An 18027-nucleotide genomic window follows, 5' to 3' on the forward strand; every position below is an offset into this window, starting at 1 on the left:
AACTATGATTGATAGTTAATCACTAAAAGAAGGATTAGAATAAGTATACTTAAAATATAAAGAACTTTGATTACCACTTTATTTTGTCGTACAATCTTTATTCTTTGAATAAGAAAAACACATAATAACATTCCGCTTAAAATATTAAATGTCAAACGCACTTCAATTCCTCCATTTATAATTCTTAATTAATTATACACTTCAGACGACTTTGATAATTTGGGGGAATTTCACATTTTTTCATATAAAACTTTAAAGTCGATTTTTTTTGATTAAATGACAAGAGAGTTTCACTAGTTTTTAGTTAGTTAGATAGAGTAAGTGAATTATTTGAGGATAAATCAAATTAATTTATTCAAAGCTCTGCATTAGTCGAAGCTAAACTAATTTACAAAGTGGTTTATAATGAAAGAAATTTGGATTGTAGTAAAAGAGTGTTCATACGAATATTAATAGGTGTAAGTAATAACCTTTATAATGAAGAATAAATATGAACATATACAAAAGAAAATATAGGATTAGTGGAAATGGGGACTGAGCTATGAAAGAAAGGTCAGAAAAAAAACATAATGTTCCAGTTGGCTCAAAAAGTGTTATTACTTTCGGTTCTGCTTTAGCCATTACAATATCTTGGAGTATTCATAAATCAGTCCTCTGGGCAATAATTCACGGGTTTTTTAGTTGGTTTTACGTTATTTATTATCTCTTTACTAAGTAAGGTTTTTGCAATAGTTTACTATATAAGATATTTGTTATTAGAGTAAAAAACTCATTTAAGTTTAATAGATTCAAAAAAATTAAAAAACCTTAATGTAAACCCTTTCAAATTTTTTATTTTTCAAAAGGGATTGACAACTTATATCAAATTCATTAAGATGAATAAAAATAAAACGAAAAAGGAGACATGAACATGTTTTTCGCACGCACGAATAATGGGCTACAACATCATCATCCACCCAGGGTTTGAATCTATGGACAAAAATTGACCGTAGATGCAAGCCCTCTTCGTGTTACGAAAAAGGTGCTTGTGTCGTGCCAGAAGGCCATACAGGCATTTAACCTGTATGGCCTTTTTGTTTTTTCTAGAAGGGGGAATGTTCAATTGGATGGGAAATTAAAGCAGTCATTAGTCAATTATCGATATAAAAGAAAAATGGAAGATTATGCACTAGAGCGAGGGTATATTCCGTTTCATCCTCAACTATTTGAAGAGTATGATTCATTTTCGAGTCGAAACCCAAGATTAGCTAGAGAAGACTTAGTAGTTGTTTTAACAAGGTTACAACAAATTTTATTGTTAAGACCTGATTTAACAAGTGCATTGATGAATGAAATTTATCCGATCGCGCTTAAGGAAGAGAAATGTAAAGTATTTTATCAATCAACAATCTATCGAAATAATGGGGTAGAGCTTGAAGAAATAAATCAATTTGGAATTGAAAATTTAGGGCAAATTACTGAAGCATCTGAAATAGAAGTAGTTATTATGGCAATTGATTTGTTAAGCAATGTTCCTTTTATTTTAGAAATCGGGCATACAGGGTTTATCGAAGGATTATTTAAAGAATGTAATTTAACCGAGTCGCAAAAAAATAAATTGAAAAAGCTAATTTATTTAAAAAACATAGATGAATTAGAACGATTTATTCAGTCAATTAATTTACCATTTCAAGCTAGAAATGTTTTTGAACAGTTATTTAGTTTACAAGGTAAAGGAGAAAAGCTTCATTCATTACTCAGAAGCCTAGTACTAAATAATGAAATGGAAAATGCTGTAGAAAAGGTAATCAAATTTCAAGAAATTAGTCCAAATATTCTTCTCGATTTATCAATCGTAAATGAATTTGATTATTATAACGGAATCGTTTTTAAAGGGTATTATGATCAGTTAAATAAAGAGGTTTTAAGTGGAGGACGCTACCTTTTGGTGTCTGAAGATTCGGAAAACAGTATTGATGCAATCGGATTTTCGATTGATACAAATGCTTGGATAACATGTCAAATGAGGGATGTAAAGTGAGTTGGCTAACAGTTGCAGTTGCAAAAGGAAGACTTGAAGATGAGGTTATTAAAATATTAAGTCAGTCTGGTTACCGAAAAGTAATTGATTCTAAAACAAGAAAACTAATTTTCGAAGATGAATTACATAAAATTAAATATTTAGTAGTGAAACCTGTGGATGTCGCTACCTATGTTGAACGTGGAGTTTGCGATCTTGGTTTTGTAGGAAAAGACATTCTGCTAGAACAAGAGAAAGATGTATATGAGTTGATGGATTTAGAACTTGGAAAATGCATTTTTGCAGCAGCGGGTTTTCCAGGAACGATAATTGATCGAGGCGATGAAACGTTAAGAGTTGCGACAAAATATCCAAATATTACTTCGAAGTATTTTCAGTATAGGCAAAATATTGAACTGATTTATTTAAATGGTTCTGTTGAATTGGCACCTATTGTAGGAATGTCAGATATTATTGTTGATTTAGTAGAAACAGGAAGTACTTTAAAGGCCAATGGATTAGTCATCTTAGAAGAAATGATTCCGATTAGTGCTAGAGTGATTTCAAATCGGGTTAGTTATCGATTTAACTATTTCCGTATTACTGAATTTATAGAAAAAATTAAGAAGGGTAGGAACATATATGTTGGAAATTTTATCGATTAATCATAAAAGCGAAAAACTTGAAAGTATTATAAACCGAACGAATTTACCCACTGTTGAGATCACAAAAAGTGTAGAAAAAATATTATTAAATGTGAAAGAAAACGGAGATGAAGCTGTTCGCAGGTATTCTTTAATTTATGATGAAGTCAAACTAAAAAACTTTGAAGTAAGTGAAGATGAGTTTAATGAGGCTCTAGAACAATCTGATAAAAGTTTAGTAAATGCATTGATTGAAGCTAAGAAAAATATAGAGACATATCATGAAAAGCAACTGCAAGATGGGTATAAAATAAATGATAAAAATTCATATGTTCAACAATTAATTAATCCGATTGAAAGAGTTGGTGTGTATATCCCAGGTGGAAAAGCAGCATACCCATCAACTGTTTTAATGAATGTGATTCCTGCAAAAATAGCAGGAGTGAAGGAAATTGTCATTGTAACGCCACCAAATAAAGAAGGGAAAATTAAGCCCTCAATTTTAGTAGCTGCGAAATTAGCTGGTGTTACAAAAGTATTAAAAATTGGTGGAGCACAAGCAATAGGGGCACTGGCTTATGGAACTGAATCAATTGAAAAAGTAGATAAAATAGTTGGTCCTGGCAATATTTATGTGGCGCTTGCTAAGAAAAGTGTTTCAGGAATAGTTGGAATTGATATGGTTGCAGGTCCAACTGAGGTTGTCATATTAGCAGATGAAACAGCCAATCCAAGATTTATTGCTGCTGACTTAATGGCACAGGCAGAGCATGATGAAATGGCATCTAGTATTGTTATTACGAATTCAGAAGAGTTTGCATTAAAAATACAGGAAGAAATACCAAACTTATTAGAAGAACAACCAAGAAAAGAAATTATTAAAAGCTCATTCGAAAATTATGGAGCAATGATCGTCGTTAAAACAATCGAGGAAGGAATTGAGCTTGTTAATAAGCTAGCGCCTGAACATCTTGAACTAATGATAAAAAATCCAGAGTCGATTGTTCATAAAGTTAAAAATGCTGGTGCTATTTTTTTAGGAGACTATACTCCAGAGCCTGTTGGCGATTACTTTGCGGGAACGAATCATACATTACCGACTAGTGGAACTGCAAGATTTACCTCACCATTAAATGTAAATGATTTTCAAAAGAAAACATCTGTTGTTTATTACAATAAGGCTGCCCTAAGTGAAGCTAGAAAACATATTGAAGTGATCGCAGAAGAAGAAGGTCTATTTGGTCACGGTAAAGCAATTAGTATTCGATTTGAGGAGGATTCCAAGTGAGAACTGCAATGTTATCAAGACAAACAAATGAAACAAATATTCGTTTGAAATTAAATTTAGATGGAGATGGAGAAAGTACGATTCAAACTGGTATTGGTTTTTTAGATCATATGTTAACCTTATTTTCATTTCATAGTGGAATAAACTTAGAAGTATTTTGTGAGGGTGATCTTGAAGTAGATGATCATCACACTACAGAAGATGTTGGTATCGCATTAGGTAAAGCGCTATTAATTGCGTTAGACGAAAAAGTTGGTATTAATCGGTACGGTTCTTGCTATATTCCAATGGATGAAACGTTAGCAAGAGTTGTCGTTGATTTTAGTGGGAGACCGTATCTTGTTTATAATGATCGAACGGTAAGAGAACGAATAGGAAATATTGATACACAAAATTTCAAAGAATTTTTTAAAGCATTAAGCTCTGAAGCTAGAATGAATTGCCATATGGAAGTTTTATATGGAGAAAATGATCATCACAAAATTGAAGCTTTATTTAAAGCATTTGGTAGAGCGGTAAAGCAAGCAGTTGAAGTAACTTCGACTAAGTTACCTTCCACGAAAGGAATGTTATAAGTGAATATTATTATTGATTATGGTGTAGGTAATTTAGATTCATTAAAAAGAGCATGTGAAGAAGTTGATTTTCCTGTAGTCATTACGAATGAAATTGAAGTGATTGAGCAAGCTTCTTCTATTATTCTACCAGGTGTTGGGGCATATGAAGCAGCGATGAACGAATTAAATCGCCTTAATTTAGTAGATTGTATAAAGTCTAAGTCAAAAAGCGGTACTCCGATTTTAGGAATTTGCTTAGGAATGCAATTACTATATGAATTCAGTGAAGAAAACTTCGGGGCAAGTGGGCTTGGCTTAATTAAAGGTCAAGTAAAGCGTATTCCCGACATTGTTAAAGTGCCACATATGGGCTGGAACAAATTGAATTTTACTAAACAGGAATCATTATTAAAATATGTAAATGAAGGTGAGTATGTCTATTTTGTACACTCATTTTATATTAGTTCAACAAATGATGAACTTTTAGCTTATTCAGAATATGGAGTTAAGATACCAGCTATTATTAAATCTGATAATATTTACGGAATGCAATTTCATCCTGAAAAAAGTGCAGAAACAGGTCTAAATTTATTAAAAGCATTTAAGGAGATGTGTTTATATGATTCTATATCCAGCAATTGATTTAAAGGACGGTAATTGCGTTCGCCTTGAGCAAGGAGATTTTAATAAGAAAGTAATTTATAAGAGTTCACCACTTGAAGTTGCGTTAGATTTTGAAAAAGCGGGTGCAAAAGTATTACATATTGTTGATTTAGATGGAGCAAGAACTGGAGAACGGAAAAATGCTTCAATTATAAAAGAAATCGTTCAAAAAACGAATTTAAACATTCAGTTAGGTGGAGGAATAAGATCACTTGATTCGATTTCGTTCTGGTTAGAATTAGGTGTTGAAAAAGTAATTTTAGGTACAGCTGCAATTAATAATAGACAACTTTTAGAACAAGCTGTTTTAAAATACGGTGATCGAATCATTGTAGGAGTAGATGCAAAAAACAGTTTTGTAGCCATAAATGGATGGGAAGAGTCGACAAATCAAGATAGCTTTGAATTTTGTAAACAGCTAGAGCTACTCGGTGTGAAAACAGTCGTATACACTGATATTTCAAAGGACGGCATGTTAAGTGGTCCTAATCTAGAAGCATATAAAAGATTAGCCGACGAAACAAATTTAAATATTATCGCTTCAGGTGGAGTGAGCTCGATCAATGACCTGATGTCACTTAGCAGGTTAAATATTTATGGTGCGATTTCTGGTAAAGCATTATATGAAGGGAAATTTACAGTTGAGGAGGCACTTAAATGCTTGCAAGAAGAATTATACCGTGCTTAGACGTTCGTAATGGACGAGTCGTGAAAGGAAAACAGTTTTCAAGTATTCAAGATGTTGACTCACCTACGAAACTAGGAAAATATTATAGTGATAATGGTGCTGACGAGCTAGTATTTTATGATATTACGGCCTCAAATGAAGAAAGAGATATATCATTGAAATTTGTTTCAGAAGTAGCGAAGGAATTGCGTATTCCTTTCAGTGTTGGAGGTGGAGTACGTTCGATTGATGATTTTACAAAACTATTAAGAAATGGAGCCGATAAAGTATCGATTAATTCTGCCGCAATTTTAAATCCGAATTTAATTAAAGAAGCATCTGATCGTTTTGGATCGCAATGTGTTGTGCTTTCAATTGATGCAAAGTTAAATAAAGATGACAAATATAAAGTGTTTATAAATGGTGGTCGGAAAGAGACTGAATGGGATGCGATTGATTGGGCTAAGAAAGGTGTCGAGCTTGGAGCGGGTGAGATTGTCTTAAATAGTATTGATGAAGATGGCATGAAAAGAGGATTTGATATCAGATTGCTGCAAAAAATTACAAATGCAGTTAATGTACCTGTTATCGCATCTGGTGGCGCTGGCAAAGTAGAACACTTTTATGATGCGATTGAATATGCAAACGTTGATGGAGTTTTAGCTGCATCAGTATTCCATTTTGGAGAAATCAAAATTAGTGAATTAAAAGACTATTTAAATGGAAAAAATATTCCAGTTCGACTATAGGAGGAGAAAACATGTTTTTTGATATCGAAAAAATTCGCTTTAATGAACAAGGGTTAGTACCAGCAATTGTACAAGATATTGATACGAAAGAAGTATTAATGTTGGCATATATGAATAATGAATCAATTAAACTCACAATCGATTCTGGATTTGCGACATTTTATAGTAGAAGTCGTAGGTCAATTTGGAAAAAAGGAGAAACTTCAGGGAATCTTCAATATGTCAAATCGATTTCTTATGATTGTGACCAAGATTCAATTTTACTTCAGGTTGAACAAGTAGGTGTAGCTTGCCACACAGGAAGCTACAGTTGTTTTTCCGAAAAAATAACTTTAAAACAAGAAAAGAATATTGTTCAGAATAAATCATTAAGTTATTTGCCTAATCTCTATGAAACGATACGAGATCGAAAAGAGAATCCAATTGAAGGATCTTATACTACCTATTTATTTAATCAAGGTATTGATAAGATATTGAAAAAAGTAGGCGAAGAGACAAGCGAAGTAATTATTGGAGCTAAAAATGAAGGAACTGAAGAATTAATTTATGAGATTAGTGATCTAGTCTATCACACAATTGTCTTAATGGTGGAAAAAGGAATAAAACTTGAAGAGATAAACAATTGCTTAATAAATAGGAAGGAGAAAGTAAAATCTTGAAAATTGATGGGCACACTCATACACACTATTGTCCGCACGGAAGTGGTGATGACGTACAATTAATGATCGAAAAAGCGATTGAACTTGGGTTCGATGAATACCATATCACTGAGCACACACCAGTACCAACATCATTTCAAAACTGCTTAAAGCCAAATGAAGCAGTTGCTTCGCTTGCAATGTCTGAAAATGAAGTAGACGAATATATTAACGAAATGTATAAAGTAAGAGATCAGTATAAGGATCGAATTCGTATAAAAATTGGATTTGAATACGATTATTTACCGAGTGAATCAGTATGGTTTAAAGACTTTTTAAAAGAATACAGTAAATATTGTGACACTGGGTTATTGTCAGTTCATTACTTAGAAGGAATAAATGGATTGCATTGTATAGATTATAAAGCTGAAGATACTCTTTCCGGTCTAGTAAATTACTATGGTAGTGCTGAAGCGTTTCAACTTGCTTATTACGATGTAGTAAAGCAGTCAATCATTGATGATTTTGGTCCATTTAAACCAAAACGAATAGGACATATGACTATATGCAATAAATTTAAGCAATTTTTGAAATGTGAAGATACGGAAAAGATACTAAATAAACAAATTGAAATATTAAAGCTAGTAAAAGAAAAAAATTATATTTTAGACTATAATACTGCAGGGTTATATAAAGAGTATTGTGGTGAAACATATCCACCAAACCATGTCATTGAAATTGCGAATTCCTTAAATATAGAGTTAATGTATGGCTCGGATTCTCATAGTGTAAAAGATGTTGGAAGAGGGTATGATGTTTATTTTTCAAACAGTAAAAAATCTAGCTGAGGATCAATTGATATTACAGCTTTAAAAAGAGGAAACTGATCTGTCGGGCCTTTTATCTGTAAGTAATTTACAATCGATTTACTATTTAACTAACTCATGTACCCCTCATGAGTAAGTAACATACACCAACTTGCAATTTAACTTACTCATGAGCTTTCTATGAGTAAGTTATTTTCATATTTTTACTTTTTTACATACTCATTTAATCCTTAATATAGTGAAATTCCCCCAAATTAAAATATCAACCGTTGATATATAATTAAGAAAAATAAGAAATCTTTTCTGAATATAGTTTATATAAAGGGAGAATTTGAATGTCAAATATTATTTGGTTGGTATTAGGGGCTTTATTAATGAGTACGATTGATTATTTGATGTTTCATTTTGAACTTGTTATTAACAAGAATCAAAGATGGGACTGGTTTGAAAAACGAACAAAGTTTCAAAAAATTAGTGTACTTTCTGGTGTGTTTTTAGTTTTATTTGTACTTCAATTAACTTCATAGTTAAAGCTACTAAGAGAGTCATGGTTGTGACTCTTTTTGGTTTTTAAAGAAGTATTTTCGGCTAATTTCTAGAAGGTTGATACCAAAGTTCCCAATCTTATAAGAGCATAAAAAAAGAAAAGGTAAAAATGACCATTTGTTGAATAAGTAAACAGTGGTGACCTCAATATGAATCAATCGTTATCATTTAGTTCAAATTTAGTCCTACTTTTTTAATGACAGTTTAATGGTTATGACGAGACTTTACAGATGTAATTTCTAAAAATTATTAGAGTTTAAAAAAGGAGGGAATTTTTTTGAATCGAATAGAAATGTTTTTGAACGTATTAGACAAAACATATGATAAGGAAAGTTGGTTTGCTCCACTAAAAGATTCAATTGCAGGAATTACAGCTGAACAAGCTGGTTGGAGACCATCAGGGGAAGCAACTAAATCAATCTGGGAAAACGTTAATCATCTTCTTTATTACAAAGAGAGGATTGTAGCAAATCTAGAAGGTAGAGAGTGGACACAAAACTTAGACGGTGACCAAACATTCTTTTTAACTGAACCATCGAATGATGTAAATGAATGGGAGAAGGTAGTTGAACGTTTGGAAAATACTAGTTGTAATTTAAGACAGCTATTGAGTAATATGACAGATGAGGAACTGATAAGAAATTCTTTTGAAGTAAAATTAATGGATTTATTACTACATGACGCTTACCATACCGGACAAATTATTCAAATAAGAAAAATGCAAGGATCGTGGACATCACATCGTTGACATAACCTACGTGAGGCAGCTTAAAGCTGTCTTTTTTGTTTAAAACAATCAGGGTTTAAATACGTATAATTAATCGAGTCAGCAATTAGGTTGAAAACAACCAAATTTGGAAGGAGAAATGATCATGTTTAGTTATAAAATTGAAGAAAACTTGCAATTAAAGTTATTAACTCTACAAGATGCAGAAGAGTTATACAATTTAACAATCAATTCTATGGAACATTTAAAAGAATGGTTACCATTAATAGCATACAATAAAAAACTTGAGGATACAGAGAATTTTATTAAATCGACAATGAAACATTTTGCTGAAAACAATGGATTTCAAGCTGGTATTTGGACAAATGCTAAACTTGTTGGCGTAATCGGATTCCATAAAATTGATTGGTCAAATAGGTCGACAAGTATCGGTTATTGGCTAGGAAAAGGGTTTGAAGGATCAGGTATAATGACAAAAGCTTGTCATGCATTTGTTAATTATGCATTAACAGATCTATCGCTAAATCGGGTTGAGATTCGTGCAGCTGTTGAAAATTCAAAAAGCCGTTCTATACCTGAGAGGTTAGGATTTATACAAGAAGGTCGTATCAGGAAAGCTGAATGGTTGTATGATCATTATGTAGATCACATCATTTATGGTATGTTAGCGGAAGATTGGGTTTCTTTAAAGAAATAATGTTAATTTCATATCAATGAACTTTTTTTCTTGCATGAAAAGTATTAATACTTCAAATACTTCATTTGAAAGGATTTACTAATTATTTTGTATAGATATTAATGACTAATTAGTTAAATGAAGAGAAAGTAGAGCTTGTGGGCGGTCATTAAGATAATGAGTTGTCTAGCGTGATGCTATAAACTGCTTGTAAGAAAAGGAGAATATCAATGCATTGGTATGAAAAACTAAATCAGTATTTTCCAGTTGAAGAAATGAAATCTAAGGAACATATGGAAACATTATTGAAAGAGCGGTCAGAAATTTACCATAAAGATGAAGGTCCACATCATGTTTTAATGTATGCGGAACTGGATGATTTTGTATTTATCGATTACTTGTTCGTTTCTAAAGATGCTCGTGGGCAGGGTCTTGGGTATAAACTACTTGATCAGCTAAAGAAGAAGGGCAAACCGATTATTTTAGAAGTTGAACCAGTTAATTATGAAGATACAGATACAGAAAAACGGCTTCGATTTTATAAAAGAGAAGGTTTTGAGCATGCTCAGTCGATTGGATATAACAGACGCTCACTAGCAACTCAAGAAATAAACCCTATGGAGATTTTATACTGGTCTCCAAATAATGAGGGTGAAGAAATGATTTTTAAAGCAATGAAAAAAACATATAATATGATTCATACATATAGGGATACACATTTTTACGGTGAATCTTATCAGCCAGTAGAGGAAGTATTAACCTTTGGTGAAAATAATAGCAATCAAAATCTCTTAGAAGACATTTAAAAATGCAAAATCAAAAACGACTGATTACCTCAGTCGTTTTTTTAAAATTATACACCCATGCGTTTGCGTTGATTGTTCGGCTTTTTAGAAATTTGATTCTTTTTCGTCATATCTTTAACAGTATTTACTCCACTATTTTGATTAGAATTTTGCTGTTTTTTGCTAGCCAACTTTTGTTTCATTAGTTCCTGAAGACTAACTTTTTTTGGTTCATTATTATTTTCGCTCATAAATTTAGTTTCCTCCAATTTTATCATACTTTTATAATGACTTGTTGAAGGAAATTTAGCAAGTACATTTAAAAGAATTAAAAGTTCTATTAGCTGTCTTTTTCTGTATTTTTCTTATGAAACTCTTCCATTTTTTTACTCTTCGAATAGGCAGATTCCTCTGAATGTCCAAATTGATCTACAGAACTTTTCTGTGGACCTTTGTTTGTATGTCCTTTTGCCATGTTTATCCCTCCTTTTTTATTATTATGTGCTTAAATTCCTTGAATAAACTCGTATTTAATATGGGAATCTATTCTTGATAAATGTTATGAGGAGGAAGAAGAATGACAAGTAAAAACGGCAGCAAAGGAAGTAAAAATCAAAACGCACCTGAACTTCATGGTCAAGCACCTACTAGTGGTGACAACACAAAAGGAAACGTTTATCGCTCAAAAAAAGGCAGTAAATCAAAAAATGAATTACACTAAAATTTACAAAATAAAAAGAGCTTGGGATTTACCCAAGCTCTAAATTTTTTCTAATGATGTTCAGTCTTGAACATCAAATCCTTCTTCATCTAAATATTCACAAGCTTCACCGTAGCTATTGAATGTACCATCTAGATTTTCTCCTGCGTAAACATTCCACATGTCCATTTCAGAAACTAGTTTAAGGATTTGTCCGTTCGCATTAACCCAAATCTCTTCTACTTCTTCATCTTCTTCTTCAAAAATCGGCTCGATTGATAGGGTTTCGATTGACTTAGTTAGGATTGTGCGAAGTTCGTCTTCGGTAAAGTCTCTTACATTTACCATACCTTTATCGTTTGTTTTGTAACCTTTAATCCCTTCAGCAAATACAAATCCGTTCCCATTAGGATGTAAATGATAAACAACATTCTTTTTTTCTTTTAAACTTTCTTCATATTGAAAGTTTGTACGCCCAAGTGAGACTGGCTTTTTAGTTAATTCTGGAAATGATTCAATGATTGTAAGTTTTTCTTCGTAAGTTAGCATAATGCCTCCAAATAAATATTCTTTTACCTATGTTTTGTATGTAACGTAACAAATATAACAAAAATCTTTTGAAAATGACATAGAATTGTCACAATTTAGGTTACTCTAATTTGGTAAAATAATAATGCTCTATAAATTTAACATATTCCTTTTGGCATATTTTTGGACTTAATTTGATTTTTAATATACATAGTAGGTGATAACATGACAGTGGAAGTGAAAGTAAAAGTGAAAGAACAATTTATTAAAAAACAATTTTATAAATCTTATTTAAATGAAAATGAAAACAATAACCATCCGATTGCAGTTTTAGCTGACCTTTACAGAGAACAAAATGATGATATGGATCTTTCATCGATTCGATTTGCACAAGGTGAAGTTTATTTTGAAAATAAAGATTTTGAATCTGCAGTTTTCAAATGGGAGAAAGTCGGAAATCAGTTAAGTGATTGGGCAAAGAAAAATATTGCTGATTCTTATTATGAAATTGGTTCATATGAAACAGCAGAAAAGCTATATAAAGAAGTTAAAACAGATAGTAGTACTTTGACATCTGAAATATTCTTAAATTTATTCTCACTTTATATCGATGTTTCGAAATACGAGGAAGCGGATCGTATTATTAAAGAAGCAGTAAAATATAATCCAGATTATCCAAACGTAACAAGAATTGCACGAAATTTTTATGAAAAACATCACGATTGGAATAGTGCTGTAGCTCTAGCTTCAGATGAATCAATTCGTACAGAAGATTTAAAATGGTTTATTGTATTAAGAGAATACATTATAAATGGTGTAACAAATGAAATGGCACCAAGTTATTTTGTGCAACCGTTACTATCATTGGCTAAAGTTGATCTTGAACACTTTGAATTAATGGTAGAAGCACTTTGGAATAGTTACAGAGTACAATCAGTTTATGTAAATTGGTTACAAACATTCAATGATATGTTATTCCAAATTAACGTTGAGACAGGTGTGAAGTGGAATCGTTTGCCATCTATCTATTCGATGACCTACGAAGAATTAGTTGAAGGTGACTATTTTGTAGCTCAGCTTGAAGAAATGATGCCAAGCTTCTTAACAAATTGGTTACGTATTACCGATATTAAAGGTGCAGTTTTAGCAACGACTGCAACACTTGCATGGGACCGATTATTCCCAGGCCGTATCGATTATCAAATTGTTGCTGATGCAGAAAGAGCATTTGAACAGTTAATGAAAACGCCTGATTGCTTTGAAATTGGCAAAGAATTATTTGAAAACATCTTACAATGGTCTGCTTTAAATGAAATAGAAGTTGGGGACCGTTTTGAGTGGTGGACAAGTAAATTAACTCAATTTGAAAATACAACAATGCTTGTTGCAGGTACATCTGGTAACGGTAAATCTTCATTTGTTAACTCACTTTTAGGTGAGAAAATGATGGGTTCTTCTACTTCAATGCCAGTATTATTTGAACAAGATAGTGAATCAAATATTATCGTATTTTCGAAGGAAGGAAATACACAGCTGCCTGAATTTGCAGATTTTTACGATTTAACAACAGTTGAAAATAATCTGCTAAAAGGTGATGAATTAGTATACTATAAATTACCAAATTCATTTTTAGAAAAGCACCGCCTATCCATCATTGATACTCCTGGAATTGATGGAAACCAGGTTAATACAAAAGCATTATTACAATCTGTAAAACTTGCAGATCGTCTTGTTTATGTTTTAAATGCTACTGCACCTTATACAGAAAACGAACGTTCTTTACTAGTTAAAATTCAAAAGGAATTACCAACTCTACCGATTCACTTTATCTTAAATAAGATGGATTCTATTTATAGTAAAGAAGAAATTGATCGAGTTCGCGCTGAAATCCAAGCGAAAGTTCGTTTAGATTTCCCTAGTGCTCAAGTATTACCTTATTCTTCAATTTATAGTAATCAAGATCAATTTAAAGATTTAGAATTATTTATAGAGAATAACGTTCTATCAACTGAAGCAAATTCCAAGCAAACAGAGAAATTATTATTAGCTATTCGCAAATTAATTAATTTCTTATTAGAAAAACGAGTTGAGAATGAAGACGAATTACGTGCTAATGTTGAATGGAATGAAGTTCTTGATGACAAATTAAATGGTCTATTACATTCTTTAAAGGATAAAGAAATGGAACATTTAAATACAATTAAAAGCTCGTATCGTGAATTAAAAGATGAATTAAAATATGACCTGAAACTAAGTATTCCTGGTCTATTAAAAGAATGTAAAGAGTTAATCAAAGAAGATAGTGATTTCGGTACTATTCTTGAAACGTTAAACGAAGAGATGAATCTTCGAATTGGTGAGTATGTAAGAGAGAATACTTTACCAAAACTAAATGAAGCTCTTCAAAACTGGATTAAAGAATCAGGTATTTTATTAGAGGGTACTCAAAGCTATTTAACTGAAATGAGTGATTCTTTAAATGATTACATTGGAAATGAATATTTAAATCTTGAGTGTGATTTTAAAGTATTAGATGACTGGCGCCGTGATGCTGATCGAATGACTAGTATGACTCAGCTAGATGACATGAATATTTTATTAAATTCTTCACCATCTCAATTTATCTTAAAGAGCTCAGGAATCTTATTAGGTTTACTGCCACAAAATAAATCAAAGCTTGTTGCTCAATATCAAAAGTACGTTGATAATGTCAACTATGATGATGTAACATCAGAATTATCTATGAAGTTTTTCCTACAATTTGAAATGTTTGAAAAAACTTTACCAAGAGATTTATCAATGTTCCTACATGCTCCATTTGAGCAAATCCATGAACTAGTTGATGAAACAAGAGTAGCAATTGTTAACTATAATCAAACATTAGAAGATATGAAATCAAATCCAAGTGTTTACTTCGATCCGATTACATTCTTCACAGTAAGATTAAGACAATTAGAATTTTTAACATTGCGTAAATAATAAGAAAAGAGTGTGCTAATTGGCACACTCTTTTTTACATATTTAACAATGTAGTTATTTATAAAGTCAGTATTTCATTCAACTATTCTTCAGTATCTTCTTCAAACGGAATATGTACAACGATTGTTTGGTAACCTTCTTTGATTTTTACATAACCACCCCAAGGGATTTGTAGTATTAAAAAGGCTCCTTTAGTATCAATTGAAAAATGTGCAATTTTTTCATGTTCTTCATCGAGTAAAAGCACTTCCCGCTCATTTCCAACAGTTCTAATACCAGGATGGCAATGAATTTGAATTTTCCAGTTGCCAAGTCTACTTAATAACAAATGACTCATAAAAAAGATCACCTTCTATCATTTAGTTTCTTCAAAACGAATTAATGAAACTTTTTGGGAAAACAGTACGAAAAAACAGGTGAGGCCATCTTTAAATTAATTCTATTCTAAAGAATGGTAACTTAAAACTATTTAGGAATATTCGAAATATATTTCTTACTCATAAAGGATTCATGAGTGAGAAAAAAATGAAAAAATTTGAGATAGAGGAGTTCATGAGTAAGTAAAAATGCAAAAGTATGAGAATTATTAACTCATAGGAGATACGCTGACAAGTTCTTAATCAAAAATACGCTTTTTGAAGAAAATATCTCTGAGAATTTAGGATACAGGGGCTGAGGAGTTAAAAAACATTTTGATAAGAAAAAGTTTAAAAGAGTTGCTAAACTAACTCTTTTTTTCTTTGTTCTTCAACTATCTGGGAGTTTAGTTTCTTTAAGCTTCTTTAAGATTCTTTAAAATTCAATTAAAAAAAATGTGTTTTGCAGGAGATTCTAATTTTTACGTCAAATCAAATCATAAACATTTCCATAACAAAAATAGATCCCAAATGGAAAGTTGTATTATTGAAAGAAGGTGATACATAACCCGAAGCCGATCGCCAAAAGAAATGACTGGAAAATTTAATTTCATGCTAGTTGGTAGCCTCAAATCGTCTTTTGATTTCTAGATTGTTGGTAAGATCTTATTTAGGAACTAAGGAGAGGTGTAAGGATGAAAAAAAGAAAACGAAAATTAATAGTACCGACTGTTGCTTCATTGTTAACATTATCGTTGTATTTCCCAGGAGGCTCAACTTTTGCCGCAGCTTCTAAACATGTACAACTTATTCAGGCAGCTCCAAACGCTGCAAATCACGGTACTTCCATTGGTCACACAAACCGCAACTCCAAAGCTTTTATAACTATTGCCCTTCAGCTAAGAAACAGCGATAAACTGGATAATTATATTGCCAGCTTAAAGAATCCTGACTCCATCAACTACAAGAAATACTTAACTCCCGACGAATTTAAAAATCAATATGGACCAACTGATCCAACTGTTGCCAATGTTAAAAGCTATTTGACAAGTCAAGGCTTTAAAGTCGAAAATGTTTCTTCCAATAACGCCTTTATTACCGTCAGTGGCACCATTGGTCAAATGGAAGATACTTTTGGTGTAACCATAAAAAACTATAAAGATTCAAATGGCGAAACCTATTATGCCAATGATCAAGCTCCTTCCATTCCCGCTGAATTTTCTGGGGTGATTACGAATGTTGAAGGTCTGAATAATGAACCACATTACACACATTCGAAAATTAGTAGTTCACCTATGCAAGTCACTCAACAGAATAAAGCGGTGACACCGAAAGTGGGCAGTGGTCCAGCTGGGGGGTATACACCTGCTGAATTAAAAGGTGCTTACGATATCAACCCACTGGCAACTGCCGGATATACTGGATCCGGCCAAACTGTAGCAGTCATGGAATTGGACGGATATAAAGCAACGAACGTTAGTACCTATAACAGTTACTATGGACTAGGAAGCCCTGCACCAACAAATGTATATATTGATGGTTATAGTGGTGCTGCAGGTCAAGGTGCAATTGAAGTTGAACTTGACATTGAGGTAATTAATGCAATTGCACCAAAAGCACAAGTGATTGTATACGAAGGGCCAAATAGCGCGCAAGGCCTAATTGATACTTATCAAAAAATTGCCTCTGATAATAAGGCAAAATCAATTTCTGTTAGCTGGGGGATCGGTGAGCAGCATGAAGCAAGTGCGACGATGAATAGCTTACATACCATATTCCAACAATTTGCTGCCCAAGGACAAAGTATTTTTGCTGCGTCTGGAGACAATGGTGCCTATGATTCTGGAGGTAGAACTTTAGAGGTCGATAGTCCAGCAAATGACCCGTATGTGACTGGCGTTGGTGGAACTCACCTGAATTTAAGCGGTACTAATTACAGTTCAGAATCCGTTTGGAGTAACAAAACAAACAAATCAGGTGACGGTGGAGGATTATCTAAAGTTTATGCTATGCCATCATTCCAGTCAGGTCCTGGTGTCCAAAATAGTTATTCGAATGGTAAAAGGGAGGTTCCAGATGTATCGGCAGCTGCCGACCCTAGCACCGGATATTCAATCTATACTGGAGGTGCCTGGCACGTAGTCGGAGGAACATCAGCTGCCGCACCATTATGGGCTGGAATCGCTGCACTCAATAATCAATTTGCAACAGCAAATGGCAAGGGCAACCTTGGTCAAGCAAATCCAACTCTTTATCAAGTCTTTAATACAACTCAAAAATATGCAGCATATCATGATATTACGTCTGGAACAAACTTGTACTATCCGGCTACATCTGGCTATGATATGGCTTCAGGTATTGGGACACCAGATGCGTATAATTTAATTCGCGATATAAATGGATTTTAAAGGTAATAAACCGGCAGTTTCCAATTAATGGAGGCTGTCGTTTTTGTTAAAGAGAGAAGTTAAGAGTTGATCTTAAATTCAACCTTTTTCTGTACAAAAAACGAATTTTTGATTTAGAAAATTATGGAAAAAATTGACAACTAAATCTTTAAACAAAAAAGAACATGATGAATTTATTTCACATGTTCTTTTTTACCTCTAAAAGCACTATAAAGCCATTTCTTTTGCTCTAAATTACTGATGTTATAGGAATCCTAAACTGTGATTAGTCCGAAATAATTACTAGAATT

General features: G+C 32.5%; 21 protein-coding genes. 17 read left to right on the top strand and 4 right to left on the bottom strand.

Going from position 1 to position 18027, the window contains the following annotated elements:
• Window positions 1–541 precede the first annotated feature (541 nt).
• The 14 genes from ACFVR2_RS23245 (at window position 542) to ACFVR2_RS23310 (ending at window position 10787) form a co-directional block, all read left to right on the top strand.
• Window positions 542–718, top strand: a complete 177-nt coding sequence (locus tag ACFVR2_RS23245; RefSeq protein ID WP_387367456.1) for a hypothetical protein — start codon at window positions 542–544, stop codon at window positions 716–718.
• A 384-nt stretch (window positions 719–1102) separates the two neighbouring features.
• Window positions 1103–2020 (top strand): ATP phosphoribosyltransferase regulatory subunit, encoded by a 918-nt coding sequence (locus ACFVR2_RS23250; RefSeq protein ID WP_387367459.1) that lies wholly within the window; start codon window positions 1103–1105, stop codon window positions 2018–2020.
• Entirely contained in the window at window positions 2017–2664 is a 648-nt protein-coding gene (gene hisG, locus ACFVR2_RS23255; protein ID WP_387367462.1) for an ATP phosphoribosyltransferase, read from the top strand. Before ACFVR2_RS23250 ends, hisG begins: the two co-directional genes overlap by 4 nt.
• Complete coding sequence (gene hisD / locus ACFVR2_RS23260; protein ID WP_387367655.1) at window positions 2645–3931, top strand: histidinol dehydrogenase; 1287 nt, start codon at window positions 2645–2647, stop codon at window positions 3929–3931. Before hisG ends, hisD begins: the two co-directional genes overlap by 20 nt.
• Window positions 3928–4506 carry an imidazoleglycerol-phosphate dehydratase HisB gene (gene hisB / locus ACFVR2_RS23265; RefSeq protein ID WP_387367465.1) on the top strand — a complete coding sequence of 193 codons (579 nt, stop codon included), beginning with the start codon at window positions 3928–3930 and terminating at the stop codon, window positions 4504–4506. The genes hisD and hisB overlap by 4 nt, the downstream gene beginning before the upstream one ends.
• A complete protein-coding gene (gene hisH / locus ACFVR2_RS23270) occupies window positions 4507–5130 on the top strand; it encodes an imidazole glycerol phosphate synthase subunit HisH (protein ID WP_387367468.1) in 624 nt (207 codons plus the stop codon).
• Window positions 5108–5839, top strand: coding sequence for a 1-(5-phosphoribosyl)-5-[(5-phosphoribosylamino)methylideneamino]imidazole-4-carboxamide isomerase (hisA, locus tag ACFVR2_RS23275; RefSeq protein WP_387367471.1), 732 nt, complete (start codon window positions 5108–5110; stop codon window positions 5837–5839). Before hisH ends, hisA begins: the two co-directional genes overlap by 23 nt.
• The gene (gene hisF / locus ACFVR2_RS23280) at window positions 5809–6567 is read left to right on the top strand and encodes an imidazole glycerol phosphate synthase subunit HisF (RefSeq protein ID WP_387367474.1); all 759 of its coding nucleotides are present in this window, start codon (window positions 5809–5811) and stop codon (window positions 6565–6567) included. The genes hisA and hisF overlap by 31 nt, the downstream gene beginning before the upstream one ends.
• 11 nt (window positions 6568–6578) lie before the next feature.
• Entirely contained in the window at window positions 6579–7226 is a 648-nt protein-coding gene (gene hisIE / locus ACFVR2_RS23285; protein WP_387367477.1) for a bifunctional phosphoribosyl-AMP cyclohydrolase/phosphoribosyl-ATP diphosphatase HisIE, read from the top strand.
• The gene (hisJ, locus tag ACFVR2_RS23290) at window positions 7223–8053 is read left to right on the top strand and encodes a histidinol-phosphatase HisJ (RefSeq protein ID WP_387367480.1); all 831 of its coding nucleotides are present in this window, start codon (window positions 7223–7225) and stop codon (window positions 8051–8053) included. Before hisIE ends, hisJ begins: the two co-directional genes overlap by 4 nt.
• A gap of 314 nt (window positions 8054–8367) precedes the next feature.
• Window positions 8368–8559, top strand: a complete 192-nt coding sequence (locus ACFVR2_RS23295) for a hypothetical protein (protein WP_387367483.1) — start codon at window positions 8368–8370, stop codon at window positions 8557–8559.
• Between the two features lie 296 nt (window positions 8560–8855).
• Window positions 8856–9326 carry a DinB family protein gene (locus tag ACFVR2_RS23300; protein WP_387367486.1) on the top strand — a complete coding sequence of 157 codons (471 nt, stop codon included), beginning with the start codon at window positions 8856–8858 and terminating at the stop codon, window positions 9324–9326.
• A gap of 124 nt (window positions 9327–9450) precedes the next feature.
• Complete coding sequence (locus ACFVR2_RS23305) at window positions 9451–10002, top strand: GNAT family N-acetyltransferase (protein WP_387367489.1); 552 nt, start codon at window positions 9451–9453, stop codon at window positions 10000–10002.
• A gap of 209 nt (window positions 10003–10211) precedes the next feature.
• Window positions 10212–10787, top strand: coding sequence for a GNAT family N-acetyltransferase (locus ACFVR2_RS23310; RefSeq protein WP_387367492.1), 576 nt, complete (start codon window positions 10212–10214; stop codon window positions 10785–10787).
• 47 nt (window positions 10788–10834) lie between these two features.
• Here the strand turns inward: ACFVR2_RS23310 and ACFVR2_RS23315 are convergent, their stop codons facing one another.
• Window positions 10835–11017 carry a hypothetical protein gene (locus ACFVR2_RS23315; protein WP_387367495.1) on the bottom strand — a complete coding sequence of 61 codons (183 nt, stop codon included), beginning with the start codon at window positions 11015–11017 and terminating at the stop codon, window positions 10835–10837.
• 89 nt (window positions 11018–11106) lie between these two features.
• Window positions 11107–11241, bottom strand: a complete 135-nt coding sequence (locus ACFVR2_RS23320; RefSeq protein WP_286131686.1) for a hypothetical protein — start codon at window positions 11239–11241, stop codon at window positions 11107–11109.
• A 102-nt stretch (window positions 11242–11343) separates the two neighbouring features.
• Between ACFVR2_RS23320 and ACFVR2_RS23325 the strand changes: the two genes are divergently transcribed.
• Window positions 11344–11487 carry an imidazoleglycerol-phosphate dehydratase gene (locus ACFVR2_RS23325; RefSeq protein WP_114342097.1) on the top strand — a complete coding sequence of 48 codons (144 nt, stop codon included), beginning with the start codon at window positions 11344–11346 and terminating at the stop codon, window positions 11485–11487.
• A 60-nt stretch (window positions 11488–11547) separates the two neighbouring features.
• On the opposite strand, the gene ACFVR2_RS23330 is transcribed toward ACFVR2_RS23325, so the two are convergent.
• Window positions 11548–12015 carry a hypothetical protein gene (locus ACFVR2_RS23330; RefSeq protein ID WP_387367498.1) on the bottom strand — a complete coding sequence of 156 codons (468 nt, stop codon included), beginning with the start codon at window positions 12013–12015 and terminating at the stop codon, window positions 11548–11550.
• A 204-nt stretch (window positions 12016–12219) separates the two neighbouring features.
• Between ACFVR2_RS23330 and ACFVR2_RS23335 the strand changes: the two genes are divergently transcribed.
• A complete protein-coding gene (locus tag ACFVR2_RS23335) occupies window positions 12220–14973 on the top strand; it encodes a dynamin family protein (protein ID WP_387367501.1) in 2754 nt (917 codons plus the stop codon).
• Window positions 14974–15055: 82 nt separating this feature from the next.
• Here ACFVR2_RS23335 and ACFVR2_RS23340 read toward each other — a convergent pair whose 3' ends face one another.
• Window positions 15056–15310, bottom strand: coding sequence for a hypothetical protein (locus ACFVR2_RS23340; RefSeq protein ID WP_387367504.1), 255 nt, complete (start codon window positions 15308–15310; stop codon window positions 15056–15058).
• A 759-nt stretch (window positions 15311–16069) separates the two neighbouring features.
• Between ACFVR2_RS23340 and ACFVR2_RS23345 the strand changes: the two genes are divergently transcribed.
• A complete protein-coding gene (locus tag ACFVR2_RS23345) occupies window positions 16070–17737 on the top strand; it encodes a S53 family peptidase (RefSeq protein WP_387367507.1) in 1668 nt (555 codons plus the stop codon).
• Window positions 17738–18027 lie beyond the last annotated feature (290 nt).

It is taken from the genome of Gottfriedia sp. NPDC057991, assembly GCF_042886615.1.
GTDB lineage: Bacteria > Bacillota > Bacilli > Bacillales > Bacillaceae_G > Gottfriedia.